The following is a 23126-nucleotide window of genomic DNA, read 5'->3' as shown; positions in this document are numbered from 1 at the left end:
GTTGAATTGAAAATGCGGTTTGACACACTTTTTTGAACGTTCCCTATAAAGAATTAGAAACAAATATCCTGTCATCTATACGAGATAGATAGTGCACCCATATCTCCGTGACCAAGAGCTTTGATAGAGAAAACTTTACCTTCTTGTAGATTAATATGAGCACCTCTGATTAGGTTTGGATCGATATTAACCATCTCTTCTAACATCTTTTCTACGTCAATGTTCTGAGTTTCTTTTACTTGTTTCAAGCCAGCGTTTATGGTTTTATCAAGCAAATCATCTTTCAGTTGTGTATATTTGTCCTGTGTAGCATTATATAATCTCTTATCTTCATTATGATAATTAGTGCTGGCTGAATTGCATTTTTCTACAAATTTCTCATAAGAGATCTCTCCTCTTTTGTATTGCTCGTATGCATCATGACGCTGTGTTTCTTCCTGTTCACGCAGGCTTTTCAACACATCATTATATTTTATATCCTTCTGCTTATCTAAGTCTTCTTTCCCATCATAGTAAGATTTTCTAAGATCTTCACCATGTTTTGATAATATCCTCAAAGCTTGCATTTTATACTCTTGACTGTTTTGATATTCATTACCTTGTTGATCAGAGTAAGTCAGCTTAACCTGCCCATCAGTAGTTTTTACTGCCTTTAAGAAATGATATTCCTTTGATATATCGAGGTTATCATTTGTTGCCCTATTAATAGCACGAGCAACATCATAAAATGCAACATGTTCTACAGGAGAAAAACTTCCAACGTTTTCTCCATCTATCTTTTCTATATTTGCTTTATAGTAGGATATGTTTTTAATTTCTCCACCCACTATTTCTTGACCAGTTGCTATAAAATCTCCTTTTGTAACTTGCAAAGCGTTGAGATGTTCCATTGCAGTTTCTGTATCATTCTCAGCAAGCCAACTTTTGAAGTCAGCATCATGTCCTTTTATGTCTTTCAAGAAACTTTTTGATTCATCTGAGTTACCTTGACGTAAAGCATCTAGGTAGTCTCTTAATAAACTAGGATCTTTTTCCTGTAAGTACATTATCAACGCATGACCAGTTTTATACACTAAACTGTTTTCTTCACCATTGGCTGAGTATTGTAAATTTAAAATTCCACCTAGATCCAAATTTGCGGCTTCAGTTTTATCAATGCTTGACCCTTGAGCATTGAACTTGTGATCTGAATGATGTTCAAAGTAATCTGCAATTCCCTCCATTAATACTGTAGGTAGAGATTTTCCTCCTGTAGCCAAGTAAGTTAAACCATGTGCAAATTCATGCTGAAGGTTATGAACGCCACCTTGCTGATAGACATACATCTCAGCAAAAACATCAGCTTCTCCTTTGTAGTAACATTTACCACCCTCATCTCCAAGGTAAGAACCAAAACGTTCGCTTCCGCCAAGATGAGTGTAATCAGCCTTATCATCAAACACATAAATTTTGAACGTTTGTTCTGAGCTACCAGGCTCCAACTTAAATGCATCTTTAAAATTAGTAGCTGTTTCTCTTATTTCACTTTCAATTTTAGCAACTTTACTTGCTCTTAAATCGTGAGAATAAACCTCTACTTTAATATTTAAATCTTTAACTTCTATAACATGCTTATCGTTAAAATATTCTTCTTTAGTTATATTTTTATTTACTTGTTGATTAATTGTCATAATTCTAACCTCTAATTTATTAGTCTTTACAATATCAAGCATAAAGTGACTCATCTGAAAAAAACGTAAATTCTCATATTGGTATAATTTATATCTTAATAAAAAAGTATAGATAGTTAACTTAATATGTAACATTTAGAATGTGGCTAAAATTCTATAGCTGACCTTAGGTGGCTGCTAACAAGTAACGGAATTATAAATATTAAGAAATTTATCAATTTTAAAAAAGGCAAAAAAATCCCTATGTAGCGAGTTTTGACCCTATAACAATGTAAATTGGCGTTGTAATAATGTGCTAACAAGCGCGATTTGGCTGAATGTAGAAAAAATAAAAAAGACATGCAGCCGCTATAATTTTTATGTAATTTGCCAATAAATATCTGAGTTTTTTACTGAATTTTTGTTGTTGAACCCGCGCGGATCAAAAACAAGGATAAATACTCTTATTGGTATGATAAGGAAAGTGGGAAGGTTTGTCAAGGAGTTTCATTCAGCAAGAAGTCTAAAAGCAAATTGACTTTCATTTCACTGAAGCACTATACTAAAGCTACGATGGGTAATTAGCTCAGTTGGTAGAGCACTTGCTTGACGTGCAAGGGGTCGCTGGTTCGAGCCCAGTGTTACCCACGTTTTTTTGCTCATAAAAAGATTTTATATGACAGCAGTGCACAATGGCAAACACTCAATAGCAGAGTCCAAGCGCTTAATTTATTCCATAATAATAGTTGCAATAACAATGCTTATGGAGATAGTAGGTGGAGTAATTTCACACTCGCTTGCTCTGTTATCAGATGCAGGGCATATGCTCACTGATCTTTTTGCCTTGATTTTAAGCTGGGTAGCGCACAAATTTTCAGCTAAGAAATCTGATTTACAGAGGTCATATGGGTATCACAGATTGCAGATAATTGCAGCATTTGTTAATGGTTTAACTCTATTTTTCATTGCAGCAGTCATTATCATTGAATCAATAAAGAGATTCATTTGTCCGGTCAATGTTGCATGGAAAGTAATGCTAATAATTGCCACACTTGGCCTGATCTCTAACATTATAGTCTTTTTTATATTACATAGTAAATGCGAAAGTAATATAAACATAAAAAGTGCTGTATTGCATGTTATCGGAGATATTTTAGGTTCTGTAGCTGCTATACTTGCATCCATAATTATCATGTTTACCGGATGGCAAATAGTGGACCCTATTTTGTCAGTATTTGTCAGTGTAATAATCTTAAACAGTGGCTATAAAATTCTCAAGAATTCTTGCCATATACTCCTTGAAGGTACACCTGAGAGTGTATCTGCTGAGGAGATAAAAAGTGAGATTGTATCTAAGTTACCTGAAGTGATAGATGTGCATCATATACATGCATGGTCACTATCTGATAATTATTTTATACTTACTATGCATGCCAAGATAAAGCAAAATGGACAACACACTAATATTTTGTATGAGATAAAAAAAATACTATTAAATAGATTTGAAATTGCACACTCTACAGTTGAAATTGAATACGATGAGTGCGTAGACAGTAAAATACTTAAGCATTGACATCTATAGGCTATTTGTTATTACTACAATATCATAATATTATAGAGAGTAGGCTATGATAGGTATTTCCCAAATACAATTTCCTGGAAAGGATTCTTGCAGATTAAAGACAGCAAGTTACTTCGCAGCTTTTGTTTCTTTAAGCATTTTAGTTAATCCTGCCAATGTCTTTTTATCTTTTGCCACATTGTTTTTTAGATCTGAAATAAAAACTTTTTACGTTTATAAAGACATAAAAGCTGCAAAGCAGGAAAAAATAAGTAAAAAGGAATATTGGGAAATATTTTTTGAGAAAAATAAAATTAAGATAGCATCTTTCCTTTTATTTTTTGCTTCTGTAACATATCTAACCTTTACAACTACTTTTCTGCTCGTTTCGTTACTTGCAACAATACCACTTGCAATGGTTTTAATTCTATTACAAAGTGAATTAAGGCCAAAGGATTTTAATCCATTTACGTTACTCAAAGCTGCTATAAGTTTCTTTTTAGAAGGCATAAAAGAAAATACTCGCAGTATGACAAATAAGTTTGATGGTACTTATGAGCATTTACTGCCCCATCAATTAAATAATGATATCATTAAAAATATTGACAAATTAAAAGATAAATATACTGAACAAGTATCTGAAGACACTATTAATAATGAGGGATTTAAAGAATTTATTGAATATATAAATCACTTACATATGCTTGATGGCCAACCATTTAGTAATGAGAATAAGGGAAAATTAGTAATGTTTTTGCAAGATTTTTGCAAAGGTAATGAGAAACATAGCTCTGGCTTCACTGGTGGACAAATTCTTCTGTTAGTTCTGAGAGCTTGCAATGATGGAGATAGAGAAGATGTAAAAAATAAAAAAGACGCGTTGATTGCAAATTTACTAGATAGCCAAACTTTCTCTAGAAAAGAACGAATTCCTAACACATGTTTTACTGGTGTTATCTACAGAATGTTAAGTACATTAGAGGGTATTCATTCCGATCCAGAGATTAAATTTACACCACCTAGACAAATGCTCCTTACAGAAGCAGAAAATGAAGCACGTAAGTTTATGTTAGACAGGCTAAAAAATAAGAAAAACAGTAAAGAAATTCTTAGGGCTTGGCATAACGCCCAAAATAATTATGAAGATGATAAAAGTCAAAAAATAGTTGATGATTTTATTGCAGAAGTAAGCATTACTTTAATGAGAAGATTACTGAGTTTTACTTCTCAATATAGTGAACAAATTGTGCTGACGTTAATGAAAAATATTAACTCTGTAAAGTTAAATAAATTAGAGCACTTTGCGCTGTCTCAGCACATAACAAATGAACTACAGGGGGATGGTTTAGACGATCAACTCGAAAACATCAAAGGAAAAGTCTTTTTGGAGCTTTTAAACCAAAATTTACTTAGAACAGATTTTTTTCTCAAGGACTCATCTTTAACTGAAGCTAAGAGAATAGCTAGCAAAATAATAAAAGAAGAAGTAAAAGAATTAAAATTGAAAGCCAAGAAGACTATTAAGGGTCAAGTGGCCAGAATGTTAGATAGTTTAAGAACGTTACCACTAGAGAAAAGGTGTTATAGGGTATACACGGAACTGAGTAAAAATAGCAGAGACGATAAAGAAGAAATAAAGAAAATTCTGCAAGAAAAGCTAGCAATAACAGAAGCAGTGATAAATAACATGTTAAAAAAAGAAGCTTCACACAGGCTAGAGGTAGAGATTGAAGATATTTATAATCAAAATAAGCGCAATGTAACCACACTTTATGAAAAAATACAAGAAGTGAAGCAAAGATTCATTGAAGATGAATTTTTAATACCTCAAGAAGTAGAGAGTATAACAAGAGTAAAAATTACAATCTTAAATAAAGAAGATAAAATAATACCATCAAGCAGTTTATCTCGTAGTTTAAGTGTCAGTGATTTAACATCTCATTGCTTATAAAAACTTATGCTCTCTGCCTTGCAGAAGATTTGCAATATTTTTGTAATGCTTCAAGAAAATTAATATCGCTACAGTGAGTAATATAAGGAATAACTCCTTTTGAAAAAAGAAAGATGCTATAACAGCTGCTGCAGTAGCAGCCAAGGAAGCAAGAGAGGAGTACCGAAAGATAAAAAATACTATTAGCCAGACAAATACAAATGCTAATGCTATAGAAATGTTAAGTGCTATCAAAACTCCCAAAGTTGTTGCAACTCCCTTTCCTCCATTGAACCTTAGCCAAATAGGAAAGATATGCCCTAGAACTGCTAAAATTGCAGATACATATATATAAAAATCGTTATTATCACAAAATTGTTGTGCTGTATAAACTGCGATAAACCCTTTAGAGGTATCCAGAAATAACGCAATAGCAGCAAGAAATTTATTTCCTGTCCTTGCAACATTTGTAGCGCCAATGTTTCCTGAACCTACTTCTCTTAAATTTATACCATTTATTTTTGCAATAATTAAGCTAAACGGTATTGAACCTAGTATGTAGGATAATATAAGAATTATATATTTCTCCATTATTCTAGCATCCTCTCTCTTGTCATCCCAGTGCGTGACACTGGGATCCAGCGAACTTTATTCGCAAACGAATCTAGTAGATAAATATAAAATTTTACATTAAAATATAACACTACGGTGGAACTATATGCAAAATAGATCCCAGTGTCACGCACTGGGATGACAAAAGGGAATTTTGCTATGAAAAGAAGATGGCACTGGAATGACATCTGTTGTTGTACCTTCATATGCCAGAATTTAATTAATTTTATTATTCCTTAGCCTTTTTAGATAACATTGGACTTCATTGTTAATCTGATTGCTAAACAGTATAAGTGCTGTCATATTGATGAGTGCTAAACAAGAGAATAAAGCCCCACCAATATTAGCAATAGCCATTATATCTTTAGACAAACCTGACAAAAATGCAACTACTACCACCGCTATACGATATATTACTACACTTTTTACACCAAACAAATACAGCCATCCCATTTCACAACAATATACAAATGAAATTACTGAGGAAAACGCAAACAAAGGCGCAGCGATGGTTAAAAGTATAGGAAACCAAGAAGAAACTGTTTCAAATGCTTTTTGGGTGATCAATATTCCCTCGCCAATGCCGGTCTGGTATGCACCTGTTATTACTATTGTTATTCCTGTCAAGCAACAAATTAACATTGTATCAAAGCATGGTTCTATCATCGCAACCAGCCCAGTTCTAACTGGCTCCTCATCTTTAGCTACAGCGTGAGTAATTGAGGCAGAACCAACACCTGCTTCACTAGCAAAAATTGCTCTTTGAATTCCAGCAACAAATGCTCCTACTACTCCTCCACCAACAGCATTGAAGTCTATCATACTGGAAAACAATGTTTTCAATGTATTGCTAAAATTGTGAATATTGAATGCAATGATTGTGACACAGCTCAAAATATATATGAGTGACATAATAGGAACTAGTGCAGAAGATACTCTAGCTATTCTCCTTATTCCACCGATAATTACCAGAGCAAGTAACGTAGAAATTATGGAAGAGAGAAACCAAGGATGACCATCTATCCAATTTGAATAGCCAGATAATATCGAAACCATTTGGTTAGTCTGAAATGCCACACTTCCACCAAGACCTGATAATATAAAAAACACTGCATATATTGCAGCTAGGACAATACCAAGTTTCTTAAATCCAAATTTCTCTAGTCCATTTCTTATATATTGAAAGGGACCACTGAATAACTGCTCCTGGCCTTCTGTTCTGTGTCTGAATGCTAAAGTTACTTCAGCAAACTTTGCAGACATACCAAAAAAACCTGTAATCATCATCCAAGGTACCGCTCCTGGCCCTCCCATTGAAATTGCGATTGCAACACCAGCAACAGTTCCAAGGCCTACTGTGCTTGACAGCGCGGTTACAAATGCCTGAAAATGCGTAATGTGACCATCATGATGATCTGTGTCATATTTTCCACATAAAATAGCGAACGCATGCTTAAACATCCTTATGTTGAGAAATCTAAAACGTAGTGTTAGAAATATATAACCAAAGGCCAATAAAAGAATTATAAACGGTACGTGAAAGATCTTGAAAAACAACACTTCATTCATGAAGTTGCTTACTCCATTTAATGCAGTGTCATAACTTTTATGAAAAATTGAAGCAGCGTATACATCATTAAATGGTAGGCAAAATAACACCATATAAAGCATTCTATAAATCATGTTTAATACCTTTTGTAATAAGAGTCTATTGTATTTAAGACTTCCCTTCTCAGTAGATATATCACAACAGCATTTGGGATCATAAGGCACATAAACAGGCTATCACCTAAATAAGATATAAATTCTATATTTTTTGATATACAGCTGATATACACTGAACCTACTATAAAAAACTGAAACAATATCAGTACTTTTTTGTTACCAAATAAGTACACTAGGGCAACTTCACAGTAGTAATAGTAAGCTATTATTGTGGAAAATGCAAAGGAAAACATTATCAGCGGAAGAGCTAGCTTGCTAAATAAAGGCAAGCCTGTTGAAAATGCTGAGCTAACTAACGTAATATCACCTACGGTATTAGTGCTATGCATATCGGTGATAATTATCACAATACCAGTCAAAAATGAGACTAATATTGTGTCTACAAATGGTGCAATCATTGCAACACTTCCAACTTTAACTGGGTCTTTCTCTTTTACAATCGAATGTGCTATAGCTGCTGTTCCAGTACCTGCTTCATTAGCAAACACTGACCTTCTTACCCCTGCTATTAATCCACTCAATACTCCACCTCCTATAGCTGATTTGTTAAAGATATCTTGAAATATTATAGATAGAGCATTCAGTAGATTATTTCCGTTTACACAGATTAAATATATACACATGCCTATATATAACATTATCATGATCGGCCCTAAACCTGTTGCAACTAAAGCAATTCGCTTTATTCCTCCCAGTATTACAATTAATACAAATAGCGAGATAATAACAGATGTGTTGTATTCAAATAAGTTACTTGACAACGCTGCAATTTGATTTGCCTGAAATGGTATGCCGCCTAGAATCATTGCAACAAGCAGCATAACTGCGTAGATAAATGCAAGGAATTTGCCAGTCTTCATAAATCCAATCTTTGCAAGTCCATGTTCCATATAATAAAAAGCCCCACCAGTTGTGTTTTCAGAGCGATGAGTAAATGCAAGCACTACTTCAGCAAATTTTATTGACATGCCAAGTACCCCGGTAATTATCATCCAAAAAACTGCACTTGGCCCCCCTATTGTAATAGCTATTGCAACTCCTGATATTGTTCCAAGACCAACTGTTCCTGAAATTACCGTTGCAAATGCCTGAATGTGGGTGATTATGCCGTTATTATTATGGCTCTCTAGGTTGAATAGTGTTTGTATCCCATGTTTGAACAACCTAAAGTTAATGAATTTGAATCGAATCGTACAAAAAACCCCAGTTGCAATTACCCAAATAATTATAAATGGTATGTTGAATATCTTTATATATAAAAAAGAGTTTAATAGATCAGTTACTTTTATAATCATGCTGCTCACTATTTTTTATATAGCTGACTAGTTTTATATGCGTAATGTATATAAAGTCCGGTACTTATTGGAATAGTCAAGATATAAACTGCACCTAAAATTGGTAGTGTTATCCAGGGCTTACTTATAAAAAATATGATCAATATTCCAAAAAATGACACAAATATATAAGATAAACTTTTAGGGACATAAATGTATTTTGCAGAGAAAGTTGGAATATGACTTATCGAAAAAAATGAAATGGCCAAAAAGTAACAAGCTGTATTCTTTACGTTAAAAAATTGCTCTATAAGAAGTAAATATTCACTTTCATGAGATTGAAAGGTAATAATTATTGGAAACAGAACAAGTAAAGCGCATACAGGAGCTGGAACACCAGAAAAGAAAAATTTTTTCCAGTATACTTGCTCTAAATGTAGCGAAACATTGAATCTTGCAAGTCTTATTGATATGCAGATTACATATATCATTACTAAAATCCATCCTACAACTTTAATTTCATTTAACTTCCAAAAATATAAAAGAAAAGCAGGTGCTGAACCAAAATTTAGAAAATCTGCAAAAGAATCGAGTTGTGCTCCAAAATCGCTAGTTGATTTTAAAATTCTGGCTATCCTGCCGTCCATTCCATCTATTATTGCTGCAATGATAATAAAAATTGCTGAAAATTCCCATTGTTCATTAAATGTGAATTTAAGTGAAGTAAGGCCAGCACATAAACCTAATAAAGTTATAAAGTTTGGGAATAACTTGGTAATAGGTAAAAATTTACTGTTACTTTCATCGTTATTCATATAACATCAAAAGTAAGCTTCTCTTGTTTATTAAAATCTGCTATAACTGTCTCACCGCCAATAACAGTTTGCCCTTCTGAAACTCTTACTTCTATTCCAGCGGGAATATAAATATTTACTCTGCTACCAAATCTTATAATTCCAAATCGTTCACCTGCTTTTACGCTCTGAGATGTCCTCAAATTACAAACAATGCGGCGTGCAATAAATCCAGCTATTTGCTCTACAATGATTTCTTTTCCCTTCTCATATTCAATCGCAATAACCTGCTTTTCATTCTCATTACTAGACCTATTGCTTATTGCGGAAACAAACTTGCCTTTTTTATAACTCATTTCCTTTATTGTACCAGATATTGGTATACGATTAACGTGGACATTCAAAACACTTAGAAATATGCTAACAAGCGTAAACTTCCTTTTTTCTTCATTCTCTTCTGATAAAGAGTAACTAACTTCTTCTATCTTTGAAATTACACCATCAGCAGGACTTAATATAAAGTCCTTATTGTTTGGTACAGCTCTTGCTGGATCACGAAAAAAATAGGTACATAATAACGTTGGAAATAAGCAAGTAATTCCAGCTCCCCAAGATATAGAGAATGCTATACATGTTACGATAAAGGAAACAACTATAAATAAATAACCTTCTCTGTTTATATTAGGCAAACCAAGGCACATAATTTATTCTCGATAATTCATTATTAACAATTTATCATTTATAATTTCTCATGAAAAGCTTTTTTTCACTTCTTCACTTTTGGAATGCTTATATAAGCATTGATGGATATTAAATCTTTAATAAAAATTAAAGATTTTTAGCTGTTGTTAATATTATTTTAATAAAAAATTAATAATAATTCTTAATAATGTATGAATCATTATGTTCGTAATTTCGTATGACAGGGGAAATGGAAAAAGATGAATCTCCTTCCTTATACTCTGCAATTCGGATGGGTGATATTGAAGCTACAGAGCTGCTAATAAAGTTTGGTGCAAATGTCAATGATAATTATGAACGTAATCGTACACCACTACATATTGCTATCGGGTATAAGCAGTTTGAAATAGCGAAATTGCTGATAAATAACGGAGCAAACGTTAACGCAAAAACTGAAAATCATGGCAAAGATGACTTAACACCAATGCACCTTGCAATTTTTGCAAACACGCCAGAGTTTATAGAATTGCTAGCTAGCAATGGTGCGTCAATTGATGAAAGAGAAAGCACTGAAGGACATACACCTTTTCACCTTGCTGCTTTATATGGAAATAAAAGTGTAATACAAGCCTTAGTTGATAAGGGACAGAATATTGAAGATATTGATAATAATGGGCGTACAGCTTTATTTTTAGCTATTAGGCAATGCACTGGAGCAGAGGGTGATAGCAGAATAGAAGTTATCGAGTATTTGATAAATAAACTCAAAGCAGACATAACGAAAAAAGATAATAATAACAACACAATACTTTTTCCTGCTGCTAATAATTGTCCTGGAAAGGTAGTAAAATTCATTATTGAACAATATGTAGAAAGTTTTGGTAAAGACAAATTAAAAGATTTTATCAATCACAAAAATAAAGCTGGTATGGATGCTTTGGATATTGCGCTCAACAGCGGAAATGAAGAAGCCATTGAAGTACTTAGCTCATATGGAGCAGATATCGAGAATAAAGCAACTCCCAAGATTACTGTAGAAAAACCAAATAGTACCTTAGATGGAGCAGAAAGTGTAGAAGTGGTATCCCCAATCAAGCAAAAATAAAAGCAGCTCTAAATTTCTTGCTTTATTTAAATTCTTTCTATAGCATGATGTATTAATGTTAGAATGGGGGTGTGTTATGTTTGCAGGTCAAAATAATAATCAACAGCAAAATAGAAATAGAGTACAGGCTTTAATAGAAAGAGTGCAAAATGCTTACAACAACACTAATAAAATTAAAAGTTCATTAATATAGTTTTATTAGTAAGTATGATTCCTTCATTTTTTCTTCTTGTACAGCTCTCTTTGTATTTATCATTAGTAAATTATTTTTTCAAACCAAGGGAAAATGAAAAAAGATTATCAGCGTGGCCAAAAAATGTTATTAGAATAACATTAAGCATTTTTTTAATTATAAACATTATTAATTCCTGTGTGCTTTTGGTACTGCCTATATTGTGCTTATGGTTGCTAAACAAATCACTCATTGAAGAAATACAGCAGTTTAACGATTTAATACAACAAATTCCAGAGGAAGAAAGGCCTATTTTCTTTCAAGATTTAGCAGCCATTCCTTTTATGGCACAAACTACTCATGATCCAAGTGCAGTTGCTAGTATAAACTTGAGTGTTGATAGACTCATAGAAAAGTATAAAGAGAATTTAAGCAAAGATGAATTCTATGTACAGCTAAATAGAGGCAACACAACCGACATTGAAGAGTACATCAAACAGTCAAATGAATTTACAGAAGGCGATAAATCTCATGCACTTGAATGCTTAAGATTTATCAATAGAACAGGAGATAATTTTGAAGACAATCATAGTAAGTTAACACTAAAGCAAGCAGCTATTTTGTGTTGGAAAGCCTGCAATGATAGAAATACAGGTACAGAAAATCAAAGAACTCCTTTGAATGATGAAGACATAAAAAACAGAAAAGATATGTTTTTAAAAGGTCTTGTAGACGCTGCAACAACTTACGGTAATCAAGGTCAAAGTTGTGCAGGTGGAACATACAATAAATTATTTGAGTCTTTATCTGGCTTACATCCATCAGTGGTTATTACACTCGATGGAGAAGAGGCTAGAGCAATGATAAAAGAAACGATCACACAAAAATTCCCTGAAATGGCCAGAGCCAATTTCACCAATTTCTCTGGAAAAGAACAAGAAAGGATCCGTAGCGAGTTACCAGAGTTATCATCTGAAACAGTAAGGTATATTATGACTACGCATTCAGCTCTTGAGAGAAGGTGTCAAGAGTTCAGCAATAGATTAAACAATGATAAAAAGAATGAAATATTAGAAGAGTGTATGAGCAACTTATCCTGTGTTGAGCTAGAAAGTCCAATTGAAAGAAGAAGGTAAATTGTATTTGATTGTAGCCATTTATCTTGAAATATGAAGCAGAGTTTTGTATGATTATTTGAACTTAAGTTTATGTATTGAAATAACATGTAAAACCACTCCGTGTAGGTGATACGTTATGTTTTATCTACATGTCAAGGATTCTTCTCTCAACTTAAAGATGTTGCTAATCAGCACATACAAATGTAATATTAATTAATATTTATAAATAAAGCAATTCCATGGAAAGTAACTACAACGCTGACGCAATAAAAATCCTAAGAGGTCTTGATGCTGTGAGAAAGCGTCCGGGTATGTACATTGGTGATACTGATGATGGATCTGGTCTGCACCATATGGTGTATGAAGTTGTTGACAATGCGATAGATGAGTCTTTAGCTGGGTATTGCAGTAAGATTGAAGTTAGCATAAATGAAGATGGTTCAGTTTCTGTAACCGACAACGGTCGTGGCATTCCAACAGACATTCACCCAGAGGAAGGGATATCAGCAGCAGAAGTGATAATGACCCAATTACATGCAGGAGGTAAATTTGACAGCAATACCTATAAGGTTTCTGGAGGATTACATGGTGTTGGAATTTCAGTTGTTAATGCGTTATCGAGTTGGCTGGAATTAACCATCTGGCGCAATAAGAAGGAATATTTCATGCGCTTTGAAGATGGTGAGTCTATTGAATCTTTAAAGGTAATTAATGAAAACACAAATAAAAGAGGAACTAGAGTAACGTTTATGCCATCAACGGGGACTTTTAGTAGTATTGATTTTAGTTACTCCACTCTTGAGAGTCGCATCAGAGAATTGGCATTTTTAAACTCAAATATTGAGATCATTTTGCTTGATCTCCGTAATAAACCACATGTAAAGTCTCATTTTAACGATAGTAAAGAGTCTGAAGATAATTTTGGTACAGCTAATTTTGTACGGTACTTAGACAAAAATAAGACACATGTTACTAAAATTGCCAGCATTAGAGATAATGTAAAAGATCTAGGTACCAGTGTAGAAATATCAATGGAGTGGAATGATTCCTACTATGAGAATATGCTATGCTTCACAAATAATATAAGACAACGGGATGGTGGTACGCATTTGGCAGGGTTTAGATCTGCACTAACCAGATGTATCAATAACTATGCAAACAATGAAGGTTTTTTGAAGAAGGCAAAAGTGAATTTGACTGGAGAAGATGTTAGAGAAGGCTTAACTTGTGTTTTATCCCTCAAGATGCCTGATCCTAAATTTTCTTCACAGACAAAAGATAAATTGGTCAGTTCTGAAGCGCGGGCAGTTGTAGAGAGCATAGTTTTTGACAAGTTGAGTACAATACTTGAAACTGACCCCAAGTTAGCAGCAAGTATAGTAGAAAGAGCGATTAGGTCAGCAAAAGGAAGAGAAGCCGCAAGAAAAGCACGAGAGTTAGTTAAAAATAAAAACAATATTAATATTGCAACTCTACCTGGAAAGCTTGCCGATTGTCAGGAAAAAGTTCCTGAGTTATCGGAATTGTTTATAGTAGAGGGTAATTCCGCAGGTGGTACTGCAAAGCAGGGACGTAATCGTAAAACACAGGCGGTACTTGCTTTAAGAGGGAAAATTCTAAACGTAGAACGTGCAGGGCTGGATCGTATTTTTTCATCTGCAGAAATTGGCTCTCTGATCACGGCAATTGGAGCTGGAATAGGGAGTGAGCACTTCGATATTGAAAAAACTAGGTATCATAAAATTATCATTATGACAGACGCAGATGTTGATGGCTCGCATATAAGAACTTTGATTCTAACTTTCTTTTTTAGACATATGCGTGAAGTAATTGAAAAAGGATATTTATACATAGCGCAGCCACCGCTCTATAAAGTTACAAAAAATGCTAAAGATACTTATATCAAAGATGATGAAACTTTTGAAGAGTATATAGTAAATTCAGCGATTAAAAAATTAACATTAAATGGTGTAGGCAAAGATTTGCGTTTCGTTTTGAATAAGTGCCTCAGTATTTCAAACATTAGCAAAAATTATGATAGGGAAATACCAAAAGATCTCTTAGAATCATTGCTAATTTTAAGCAAAAAGAATGCTCTATTGTCTGCTGATGAGATATTAAAATATTTAAAATTGATGTATAGTGAATATACTTGGGAAGTAGAAGTAAAAGATGAGGAAATTCACATTGCTAAATTGTTTCAAGGGTTAGCAGACAAATATGTATTCTCGCTTAGTATGCTTGAAAGCAAAGAAATACGGAATATATTGAGTTCTCTTGATAACATAATTGATTTATTTGATGGTGATTCATTTTTACAGTCGCAAGAAACTGAAATAAAAATAAAGTCTCCAAGTGCACTTGCAAAAATAGTGATGGATTATGGTAAAAAAGGTTTAACTCTGCAGAGATTTAAAGGCCTTGGTGAAATGAATGCTGATCAGCTTTGGGAAACTACACTCAATCCAGAAACTAGAACTCTGCTAAAAGTTGAAATAAAAGATTGTGAAGAAGCAGATAGCATATTCTCGGTGCTAATGGGTGATATAGTTGAACCACGTCGTGACTTTATAAATAACAATGCACTTAACGTGCATGATGTTGATATTTGATTTTAGAAACGCTAAACCCTTATGGCTTAGCATTGTGTGCCAAACTGGCTGTTTAAAACGTACTACTAACTAATCCATTTCAGAAATCTGAATTGATCTCGGTTGTATTCCCGTTTTCGATCATAAATATATAGATTTTCTGTCCTATTGTTGTTATAATTAATGCCTCGCTAAATTGAATATTAATGAATGAATTGAGAAGGCTCACTATTACAGAGATGCATGATGGACTAAGGCGGGGGGATTTTTCTGCTGTTGAGCTTGTAGAAACGCATGTTAGTGCAGTTGAAAATGAGCAACTAAATGCATTTGTAACAAAAACCCCAGAAATCGCGATAAAAGCTGCTAAAATAGCAGATGAATACTTTTTGAAACAAAAAGATAATATTTCATCACTTATGGGCATACCAGTTGGTGTTAAAGATTTATTCTGTACACAAGGAATAAAAACAACAGCATGCTCAAAAATGCTGGAAAATTTCATCCCGACTTATGAATCTACGGTATCTAATGTGCTTTTAAAAAGTGGAGCAGCCATGCTTGGTAAACTTAACATGGATGAATTTGCTATGGGCTCTGCGAACACAAATAGCTATTTTGGTCCTGTTAAAAATGTATGGATTAGAAAAAGTGACGGAGAAAAAGTTGTTCCTGGTGGATCATCTGGTGGATCTGCAGCATCAGTTGCTGGGTTTTTATGCGCTGGAGCATTAGGAAGCGATACTGGTGGGTCTGTACGTCAACCAGCAGCTTATTGCGGAGTAGTGGGAATAAAGCCAACTTATGGAAGGTGTTCGCGTTTTGGTATGATTGCGTTTGCAAGTTCTCTCGATCAAGCAGGAGTAATTACTCGTTCCGTTTCTGATTCAGCGTTAATGCTGGAAACAATTTGTGGCTATGATGAAAAAGATTCAACATCGAGCGAAAGACCAGTGCCTAAATTCTCTAATCTTATAAATGGTGATATCAAGGGTAAGCGCATTGGTATACCAAAAGAATATAGAATGGATGGAATTTCAGAAGAAATCGTTCATCATTGGGAAAAAGTTTCTTCCAATTTAAAAGAAAATGGTGCTGAAGTTGTTGACATTACTCTGCCTCATACTAAATATGCGATACCGGTTTACTATCTAATTTGTTCTGCTGAAACTTCATCTAATCTTGCTCGCTATGATGGTGTACGTTACGGATTTAGGGTTGATGCTGATACCCTTGAAGAAATGTATTCGCTAACAAGAGCAGAAGGTTTTGGTAAAGAAGTGAAAAGGAGAATTTTAATTGGTTCTTGTGCGCTTTCTTCAGATCATTACAATGAGTATTATGAAAAAGCACAGTGCATTAGGGCATTAATCAGAAATGATTTTACAAAAGCGTTTGAAAAAATAGATTACATACTTGTGCCATCTGCTCCAACAGAAGCTTTTGGCTTAAATGAAAAGCCAGACCCGCTAATTATGTGCATCAATGATGTGTTTACCGTGCCGGCAAGCTTAGCAGGGTTACCTGCTATTTCTGTTCCTGTTGGACTTTCCAATGAAGGCTTACCACTTGCTTTGCAAGTAATTGGAAATTATTACGATGAAGCTGGAATATTAAATATGGCAAGTGTGATAGAGCAAAATTGTGGCAGAATAGTTAATTCCCTTACGTAATATGTTTTCTTATAGTAACTATAGCATTATGATTATTTTGGCTATAGGAAACAAGAGCTTGATTTTTATAGCTAAATAACAGACTATCAAAGGCACACATAAATATCTACAATGAAAGAAAAAACTTTCACAATCATTGATGGTTATGGTTTTCTTTTCAGGGCTTACTATGTCTTACATCATTTAACTACCACAGCTGGTATTCCAGTAGGTGCTGTGTACGGTTTTCTTAATATGGTTCTGAAGTATATTCCCCATTCGGACTACTTAACTATAGCACTTGATTCTGGCAAAAAAAATTTCAGGCACAGTTTGTATTCTGAGTACAAAGCAAACAGAGTAACACCTCCTGAGGATCTAATTCCACAATTTACAATACTGAGAGAAGCGGTAGAAGCTTTTAACTTTAGCTATGAAGAGATTGAAGGCTATGAAGCAGATGACATAATTGCAACACTAGCTGCAAAATATGCCAACCACGAAGACTTTAAAGTAGTAGTAGTCTCATCAGATAAAGACTTATTTCAACTTTTGAATTACAACATTCTAATATTTGATCCTATCAAAAATATATACGTAGATGAAAAACAAGTGATAGAAAAATTTGGTGTAAATTCAAATAAGCTTCTTGATTTATTTTCTCTAACTGGAGATGCATCTGATAACATTCCAGGCGTTCCAGGAATAGGGCCAAAGACTGCAGCTAAATTACTAGATGAATTTGATTCATTGGATAACGTTATAGAAAACATCAATAACATTGAGCAAACAAGAGTTCGTAATATTCTTACTGAGCATAAGGAAAAAGCACTAATTTCAAGAGAACTTTTGTCACTATGCAAAAAAGTAGATCTTCAACATGATATTGTAAAATATGAAGTCCATCCTCCAAATATGGAAAAATTGTTATCCTTTTTGAAGAAATATGAATTTAATTCATTGATAGGAAAAGTAGAAAAGCTCTTTTCTTATAGTGGATCTAGCACAAAAGAGAAAATAGAATATAGTAGTGAAGAATTAGAAAAATTTTTGGAGTATTGCAGATATGAAGGTAAAATTGCAATTCATTGCCACTTTGAAAACAATAGATTGAATAAAATCTCCTTATCTTGTAGTGAGGATAATATTTTCTACATAGATCAAAGCTGCCTACAAGATGCACTTACTATAATAAATTCAACTTTATTTTCAAATGGGGTGCTTAAAATAGTACATGATATTAGAAAGATCAGAGAAATATTTCCTACAATAGAGAGAGTGCTAGGCTCAATTGATGACCTGATGATCATGTCATACAGCCTTGACACAGGTAAGCATGATCACAGCATTCCAAACATAATTGCACACAATTTAAGTAAAAATGTAGAAACTTTCTCGGCAAAAATTTTAATAGCGATCCATGAGAAACTGACACAAAGATTATTTCAGGAAAAACTTTTTACGATTTACGAGCGCTTTGATAGACCTCTTATGAAAGTAATATTTGATATGGAGCAAAATGGAATACTGCTCAATATTCAAAAACTACAGGAATTGTCTGATAAGTTTGAGCAGCTAATTGCTGTACTTGAAAACGATATACATAATTTAGCAGGAGAAAAATTCAACATTGCATCGCCAAAACAATTAAGTGATGTTTTGTTTAATAAAATGGAGCTAAGTAAAAAGAAAAAGTCAAAATCTGGGTCTTATAGCACAAACTCTGAAGTTCTAGAGGCACTTGAAGAGGAGGGGATAGAAATCGCAGGTAAAATTTTAAGTTGGCGACATTCAAGTAAATTAAAGGGTACCTATACTGACGCGTTAATAAAACAGGTTGATTCGCTTGATGGTAGGATACATACAAGCTTTTCAATCACTGTGACTGCAACTGGAAGGCTGAGCTCTAGCAATCCTAATTTACAAAATATTCCTATCAGAAGCGAAGAAGGTAGTCTTATCAGGCAAGCGTTTATTGCGCCAAAAGGGTGCAAGATAATTTCTGCCGACTATTCGCAAATAGAATTAAGACTCCTGGCACATGTGGCAGATGTTGCGGCATTTAAAGAAGCTTTTGCAAATAGGGAAGATATTCATGATATTACCGCAAGACAAGTTTTTGGAGTTCGAGAAATAGATGAGCAATTAAGACGCAAAGCAAAAACCATTAATTTTGGAATTATATATGGAATTAGTCCATTTGGCCTTGCAAAGCGACTTGGAATTACCTTTCAAGAGGCTGCTGAATACATTAATTATTATTTTTCTTGTTACCCAGAAATAAAGGTCTATACGGAAAAAGCAGTATCTATTGCTAGACAGCATGGTTATGTAGAAACTTTGTTTGGCAGAAGATGTTTTGTAAGAGACATAAATAATAAAATTCCTTATCTAAGACAATTTGCAGAAAGGGCAGCAATCAATGCACCGCTGCAAGGAACCGCCGCTGATATAATAAGACGTGCAATGATTCAGCTTTTTGATCAATTGAAAACAGGTAAAATAATCCTCCAAGTCCACGATGAGCTACTAGTTGAAGTAGAGGACGACAAGGTACAAGAAACAGCAAAACTTATGAAAGACGTAATGGAAAATGCGATAGAAATCTCTATACCACTTGAAGTAGAAATAAAAATTAGCGACAACTGGGGCTTTTCTTAATTATGTTGCACACTCTAAGAACATATCTTGAAAGGACCTAAGTAGTATCTGTTCAGATGCATGGCTAATGTGTAAATATTGAAGTAAAAATAATGTCATTCCAGTGCTTGACACTGGGATCCAAATTGCTCACAAGCAACCTAATCATAGATATTAAAAGCAACGCTTTCAATGAGACTACAAAAGGCTGGATTCCAGTGTCAAGCACTGGAATGACACCTTGTTGTTGTAGATTCACTTTTACCTTATTTTGCCACACCCCTGAACGGATGCCTTGAGTAGTTAATTTCGTAAGTATAATAGTAGTCATATTAAAGAGTTATTGAAGTAAGGAGAGCACGCTCATACGTCACGCAAACAACGTTTGGGAATAATCTAAGGTTCTGTGATATCAGCAGCTTTCTTGGCAATAACATCCCGCTTTCAGTAAATAGTGATTTTGTAATTTTCCTATATATTAGAAAAATTTTTATTTTAATTAGTGTTAAACCATAGGCGCCTATTGATTTTTAGCTAAAGTAAAGGTCAAATATCTGGAATTCTGGACATAAAATCCCCCTGTGTGAAAAAGATTAGAAAAAAGTGCAGCGCACATACGACAGAAATTAAGCACACTTACATGCTCTGAAGAATACGCTTTTTGATTAAAAGCTTGACTGAAAAGTCTGCAGACAAAGATAGATCTTGAGCTCTTAAAATATCTCTAACTGTAATTATAATCAGATTTAAAATATATGGAAGCAATTTTTTACGTTCCCTTATCACTTATATCATTTGTTACTCTTCTATTTTTTGCTTTATTCTTTTCTTTTTTCCCTTTCAAGATAGGTTCTAAGAAATTTGAACTAATGTGAAAAATATGCTATAATTAAAACATAGGTTAGTACGAATAGATCATTATGACAGTTCCAAAAGCAAAAAATAAGCCTTTAGAGTCATCTACTCAGGTGAACGGGCAAAATGAGATGCTCTTCAAGAAGGAACATAAGGAAATTTACGATTACTTTGTAAAAGTATTAGAAGTTAAAGCCAAATTAAGGGAGAACAAAGGAATAACTGATTATTTTATATCAGCTTATAAGGACATACTACTTAATAATGTCAATCCAAAAGATATAAAATCACTCAGTGAGGAGAATTTTTGTCAGTTTTTACTTTCTGTATTTAAAGAAGTTAGAGAGAAAAAGTTAGCGAACAAAGAGAATGTCAAGAATGTTGAAATAAAGAAATTAGTAGATGATTGTGTAGCTGATATACGTGGTACAGAAGCTAAGGATTCACTAATAAAACTTGTTGGGTTACCATTGGGAATAAAAATAGACCCGAAAAATATTTCTGGCTCCTTTATGGATGGAGTGAAAGAAAAAATACCATTTTTAGGTGGGGATAAAAAAGAAGAGGATGAACCACTACTTAGTGATGAAGAGATGGTAACAAAGTTCTTACGTAAAGTTTTTCTTCCTATTCTTTTTTCCATTGCTTCAATATTAATTTTTGGTCCTACTACACTTGCGATAGTTGCTGCTGTTATTGGTACAATATTTGCTGTAAAGGGAGGAGTTGAGGTTCTTTTTTCAAATAATAGTCCAGGTACTTTATATGACCCTAGCTCACCAGATAAAGATGATACAGAAAAGAGAGCAAAATTGAATGAAAAAATTCACAAGGGTATTGATGATATTTTAAAAACCCCAATTGAAAGCTCTCTTGAAACAATTGCTGACGGGAGTAAAAAGCAACCTACTCTGGAACAAGCTCCTCAGGTAGGAAATAAAGGGGGTGAGCAGCTTACTATGCTTGATGGAAAAATTACTATAGATCAGCCAGCCAAAAGCACAGAAAAGACAGCAGTCAAGTAAGACCTATTTGCCAAAGGTGAATTGTGTAATAGGTCTTTTATTGTTTTATAACACATACAACGGGAGTATGATCAGATGGGTTTTCTAGTTTACGCAACCTATCATCTATGTAACATATTTCCAATTTATCTGCAGCTTGTGGCGATAATAGCATATAATCTATTCGCATTCCTTGATTGTTTCTGAGTGAATTGCCTTGATAATTCCACCAAGTGAATTGTTGCAAATTTGGGTGAGATATTCTAAACGCGTCTTTAAATCCAAGATTCAAGATTCCTCTTAACTTCTCACGCTCTTTTATATGAAAGCACACTTGGCCATTTAATAAATTTGAATCAAAAACATCAATTTCATCCAGTGCAACATTATAATCGCCAGCTATGATGGTTAACTCTTCATTCTTCAACAAAGTGCCCATCCTTTCATATAGGTTATCAAAAAACTTGAGTTTATACTCAAACGTATGAGAGTCTGGGCTTTGACCGTTTGGAATGTATACACTTCCTACCCTTACCTTATTGTTGGTGTGTTTTATCACACACTCTATATAACGTGCTTCTTGATGACTTTCCACAATATCAATTTTAAACTTCTCCAGTATTGGATATTTAGATAAAACACAAACGCCATTTCTTGCAACCTGTCCATAGATAGCATATTCATATTCTAATTCTTCTATTTCTGCATAAGGAAATTGCTCTTCCGTACATTTTATCTCTTGCAGCAAAACTATATCTATCTGACTATCAACTATAAAACTACAAAGTTGGTTAATTCTTTTACGTATGGAGTTTACATTCCAAGTTGCAATCTTTAGCATCAACAATCCTTATTAATTATATCAATTAAACTCTCCCCTGTAGGCAACCTCGATGTTATAATTTTTTTCCACTTGATTAACTTTAAACTATCAGCAATGTTTTTACTCATGGTATATGCAACTGTATTATTCATCACAGGAGATAGCCCACTTTTTAGAACTAATGAACAAAATACCCTTGCAGTTTGTGAGGAAAAAAAAGCAACGCTATCAATTTTACCGTCCAATAGTAAATTTTTACACCTATTAGTTAGACTCCTTTTAGTAATTGTTTTATAGAGTACAACTTCTCTTACGTTAAAACCTTCTTCAGATAATCTCTTTTTTAGGTCACATGATACTTCTTGTCCCCTTATATATAAGAACTTTATTGTATTTGAATAATGAGATTTTATGAATGATATCAGACCATCAACGTTGCTGTCTGCTGAGATTATATCGGAAAATCCCAAATTTTTTGCAGCCTGCATAGTTGAATTACCAACCGTAATAATTGGAAAGCCATACTCTTTACATATTTGACTGAAAGCCTTTACACTGTTTTTACTTGTAGATATCACAACGTCAAATTCATACGTAGATATATCAGGATTTAAGTACTTTATTGTGAATACTGGCTCTATAAAAACTTTGTATCCATATTTTTTTAGCGTGCTTCTTGTGCTCAACGAATCTAATAAAGGCCTTGTCAATAAAATAGACTTCATTCTGGTTTATTTCACTAGCAGTAAAATAATATCCCTTATACACAAATTATTGAATAAAAACTTTTATTTTTTAAGTTTCTTGCGTAACCTATGAAAAAGGCAAGAGAAACTCAATAGTTGGCCTAGTAATAAAAAATTGATCATAAACAAGCGAATGTTTTTGATCAAATGAAGGGAACGTTCAAAAAAGTGTGTCAAACCGAAAAAAAAGTAAT

General features: G+C 33.7%; 18 protein-coding genes and 1 tRNA gene. 9 read left to right on the top strand and 10 right to left on the bottom strand.

What is annotated here, in order from left to right:
• Nucleotides 1-71: 71 nt before the first annotated feature.
• Nucleotides 72-1712 (bottom strand): surface protein-related protein, encoded by a 1641-nt coding sequence (locus JR312_RS02065; protein ID WP_416647597.1) that lies wholly within the window; start codon nucleotides 1710-1712, stop codon nucleotides 72-74.
• A gap of 512 nt (nucleotides 1713-2224) precedes the next feature.
• Here JR312_RS02065 and JR312_RS02060 point away from each other — a divergent pair.
• The 3 genes from JR312_RS02060 (at nucleotide 2225) to JR312_RS02050 (ending at nucleotide 5161) form a co-directional block, all read left to right on the top strand.
• Nucleotides 2225-2297: transfer RNA gene (locus tag JR312_RS02060), tRNA-Val, on the top strand.
• A 28-nt stretch (nucleotides 2298-2325) separates the two neighbouring features.
• The gene (locus JR312_RS02055; protein ID WP_264330753.1) at nucleotides 2326-3222 is read left to right on the top strand and encodes a cation diffusion facilitator family transporter; all 897 of its coding nucleotides are present in this window, start codon (nucleotides 2326-2328) and stop codon (nucleotides 3220-3222) included.
• 55 nt (nucleotides 3223-3277) lie between these two features.
• Nucleotides 3278-5161 (top strand): hypothetical protein, encoded by a 1884-nt coding sequence (locus JR312_RS02050; RefSeq protein WP_416647596.1) that lies wholly within the window; start codon nucleotides 3278-3280, stop codon nucleotides 5159-5161.
• Here JR312_RS02050 and plsY read toward each other — a convergent pair.
• Genes plsY through JR312_RS02020 form a run of 6 tightly spaced genes read right to left on the bottom strand, consistent with a single transcriptional unit; the run spans nucleotide 5156 to nucleotide 10246 of the window.
• On the bottom strand, nucleotides 5156-5731 hold the full coding sequence (gene plsY, locus JR312_RS02045) for a glycerol-3-phosphate 1-O-acyltransferase PlsY (protein ID WP_264330751.1): 576 nt from the start codon (nucleotides 5729-5731) through the stop codon (nucleotides 5156-5158). The two genes, JR312_RS02050 and plsY, sit on opposite strands and share 6 nt — an antisense overlap.
• Complete coding sequence (locus JR312_RS02040) at nucleotides 5731-5958, bottom strand: hypothetical protein (RefSeq protein WP_341813161.1); 228 nt, start codon at nucleotides 5956-5958, stop codon at nucleotides 5731-5733. The genes plsY and JR312_RS02040 overlap by 1 nt, the downstream gene beginning before the upstream one ends.
• 10 nt (nucleotides 5959-5968) lie before the next feature.
• Entirely contained in the window at nucleotides 5969-7435 is a 1467-nt protein-coding gene (locus JR312_RS02035) for an alanine/glycine:cation symporter family protein (RefSeq protein ID WP_416647595.1), read from the bottom strand.
• Between the two features lie 2 nt (nucleotides 7436-7437).
• Entirely contained in the window at nucleotides 7438-8772 is a 1335-nt protein-coding gene (locus JR312_RS02030; RefSeq protein ID WP_264330749.1) for an alanine/glycine:cation symporter family protein, read from the bottom strand.
• Between the two features lie 8 nt (nucleotides 8773-8780).
• Nucleotides 8781-9566 carry a CDP-alcohol phosphatidyltransferase family protein gene (locus JR312_RS02025; protein ID WP_416647594.1) on the bottom strand — a complete coding sequence of 262 codons (786 nt, stop codon included), beginning with the start codon at nucleotides 9564-9566 and terminating at the stop codon, nucleotides 8781-8783.
• Nucleotides 9563-10246 carry a phosphatidylserine decarboxylase gene (locus JR312_RS02020; RefSeq protein WP_416647593.1) on the bottom strand — a complete coding sequence of 228 codons (684 nt, stop codon included), beginning with the start codon at nucleotides 10244-10246 and terminating at the stop codon, nucleotides 9563-9565. The genes JR312_RS02025 and JR312_RS02020 overlap by 4 nt, the downstream gene beginning before the upstream one ends.
• A 218-nt stretch (nucleotides 10247-10464) precedes the next feature.
• Here JR312_RS02020 and JR312_RS02015 point away from each other — a divergent pair, with 218 nt between their 5' ends.
• The 5 genes from JR312_RS02015 (at nucleotide 10465) to polA (ending at nucleotide 19525) form a co-directional block, all read left to right on the top strand.
• Nucleotides 10465-11331, top strand: coding sequence for an ankyrin repeat domain-containing protein (locus tag JR312_RS02015; RefSeq protein ID WP_416647592.1), 867 nt, complete (start codon nucleotides 10465-10467; stop codon nucleotides 11329-11331).
• Nucleotides 11332-11736: 405 nt separating this feature from the next.
• Nucleotides 11737-12639, top strand: a complete 903-nt coding sequence (locus JR312_RS02010; RefSeq protein WP_416647591.1) for a hypothetical protein — start codon at nucleotides 11737-11739, stop codon at nucleotides 12637-12639.
• A 221-nt stretch (nucleotides 12640-12860) separates the two neighbouring features.
• Nucleotides 12861-15233: a DNA topoisomerase (ATP-hydrolyzing) subunit B gene (gene gyrB, locus JR312_RS02005; protein ID WP_264330743.1), complete on the top strand. Its 2373-nt coding sequence runs from the start codon at nucleotides 12861-12863 to the stop codon at nucleotides 15231-15233.
• Nucleotides 15234-15418: 185 nt separating this feature from the next.
• Nucleotides 15419-16885: an Asp-tRNA(Asn)/Glu-tRNA(Gln) amidotransferase subunit GatA gene (gatA, locus tag JR312_RS02000; RefSeq protein ID WP_416647590.1), complete on the top strand. Its 1467-nt coding sequence runs from the start codon at nucleotides 15419-15421 to the stop codon at nucleotides 16883-16885.
• Between the two features lie 111 nt (nucleotides 16886-16996).
• Complete coding sequence (gene polA / locus JR312_RS01995) at nucleotides 16997-19525, top strand: DNA polymerase I (RefSeq protein ID WP_416647589.1); 2529 nt, start codon at nucleotides 16997-16999, stop codon at nucleotides 19523-19525.
• 64 nt (nucleotides 19526-19589) lie between these two features.
• On the opposite strand, the gene JR312_RS01990 is transcribed toward polA, so the two are convergent.
• The gene (locus JR312_RS01990; protein ID WP_416647588.1) at nucleotides 19590-19835 is read right to left on the bottom strand and encodes a hypothetical protein; all 246 of its coding nucleotides are present in this window, start codon (nucleotides 19833-19835) and stop codon (nucleotides 19590-19592) included.
• A 589-nt stretch (nucleotides 19836-20424) separates the two neighbouring features.
• Here JR312_RS01990 and JR312_RS01985 point away from each other — a divergent pair.
• Nucleotides 20425-21384 (top strand): hypothetical protein, encoded by a 960-nt coding sequence (locus JR312_RS01985; RefSeq protein ID WP_416647587.1) that lies wholly within the window; start codon nucleotides 20425-20427, stop codon nucleotides 21382-21384.
• Nucleotides 21385-21421: 37 nt separating this feature from the next.
• Here JR312_RS01985 and JR312_RS01980 read toward each other — a convergent pair whose 3' ends face one another.
• Both JR312_RS01980 and JR312_RS01975 read right to left on the bottom strand, forming a co-directional pair.
• Nucleotides 21422-22204 carry an exodeoxyribonuclease III gene (locus tag JR312_RS01980; RefSeq protein ID WP_264330739.1) on the bottom strand — a complete coding sequence of 261 codons (783 nt, stop codon included), beginning with the start codon at nucleotides 22202-22204 and terminating at the stop codon, nucleotides 21422-21424.
• Nucleotides 22204-22911: a uroporphyrinogen-III synthase gene (locus JR312_RS01975; protein WP_264330738.1), complete on the bottom strand. Its 708-nt coding sequence runs from the start codon at nucleotides 22909-22911 to the stop codon at nucleotides 22204-22206. Before JR312_RS01975 ends, JR312_RS01980 begins: the two co-directional genes overlap by 1 nt.
• Between the last annotated feature and the right edge of the window lie 215 nt (nucleotides 22912-23126).

Origin of the sequence: Wolbachia endosymbiont of Nasonia giraulti, from assembly GCF_048054155.1 — a bacterium.
In the GTDB taxonomy this organism is placed as follows: Bacteria; Pseudomonadota; Alphaproteobacteria; order Rickettsiales; family Anaplasmataceae; genus Wolbachia; species Wolbachia pipientis_C.
Note: the sequence above shows the minus strand (reverse complement) of the source record. Positions and strands in the feature narration are given on the sequence as shown.

Excerpts from the sequence above, each read along its gene's own strand:
- JR312_RS02065 (WP_416647597.1), bottom strand. The coding sequence starts at position 1,712 with ATGCTTGATATTGTAAAGACTAATAAATTAGAGGTTAGAATTATGACA.
- JR312_RS02055 (WP_264330753.1), top strand. The coding sequence starts at position 2,326 with ATGACAGCAGTGCACAATGGCAAACACTCAATAGCAGAGTCCAAGCGC.
- JR312_RS02050 (WP_416647596.1), top strand. The coding sequence starts at position 3,278 with ATGATAGGTATTTCCCAAATACAATTTCCTGGAAAGGATTCTTGCAGA.
- plsY (WP_264330751.1), bottom strand. The coding sequence starts at position 5,731 with ATGGAGAAATATATAATTCTTATATTATCCTACATACTAGGTTCAATA.
- JR312_RS02040 (WP_341813161.1), bottom strand. The coding sequence starts at position 5,958 with ATGAAGGTACAACAACAGATGTCATTCCAGTGCCATCTTCTTTTCATA.
- JR312_RS02035 (WP_416647595.1), bottom strand. The coding sequence starts at position 7,435 with ATGATTTATAGAATGCTTTATATGGTGTTATTTTGCCTACCATTTAAT.
- JR312_RS02030 (WP_264330749.1), bottom strand. The coding sequence starts at position 8,772 with ATGATTATAAAAGTAACTGATCTATTAAACTCTTTTTTATATATAAAG.
- JR312_RS02025 (WP_416647594.1), bottom strand. The coding sequence starts at position 9,566 with ATGAATAACGATGAAAGTAACAGTAAATTTTTACCTATTACCAAGTTA.
- JR312_RS02020 (WP_416647593.1), bottom strand. The coding sequence starts at position 10,246 with ATGTGCCTTGGTTTGCCTAATATAAACAGAGAAGGTTATTTATTTATA.
- JR312_RS02015 (WP_416647592.1), top strand. The coding sequence starts at position 10,465 with ATGACAGGGGAAATGGAAAAAGATGAATCTCCTTCCTTATACTCTGCA.
- gyrB (WP_264330743.1), top strand. The coding sequence starts at position 12,861 with ATGGAAAGTAACTACAACGCTGACGCAATAAAAATCCTAAGAGGTCTT.
- gatA (WP_416647590.1), top strand. The coding sequence starts at position 15,419 with ATGAATGAATTGAGAAGGCTCACTATTACAGAGATGCATGATGGACTA.
- polA (WP_416647589.1), top strand. The coding sequence starts at position 16,997 with ATGAAAGAAAAAACTTTCACAATCATTGATGGTTATGGTTTTCTTTTC.
- JR312_RS01990 (WP_416647588.1), bottom strand. The coding sequence starts at position 19,835 with ATGACTACTATTATACTTACGAAATTAACTACTCAAGGCATCCGTTCA.
- JR312_RS01985 (WP_416647587.1), top strand. The coding sequence starts at position 20,425 with ATGACAGTTCCAAAAGCAAAAAATAAGCCTTTAGAGTCATCTACTCAG.
- JR312_RS01980 (WP_264330739.1), bottom strand. The coding sequence starts at position 22,204 with ATGCTAAAGATTGCAACTTGGAATGTAAACTCCATACGTAAAAGAATT.
- JR312_RS01975 (WP_264330738.1), bottom strand. The coding sequence starts at position 22,911 with ATGAAGTCTATTTTATTGACAAGGCCTTTATTAGATTCGTTGAGCACA.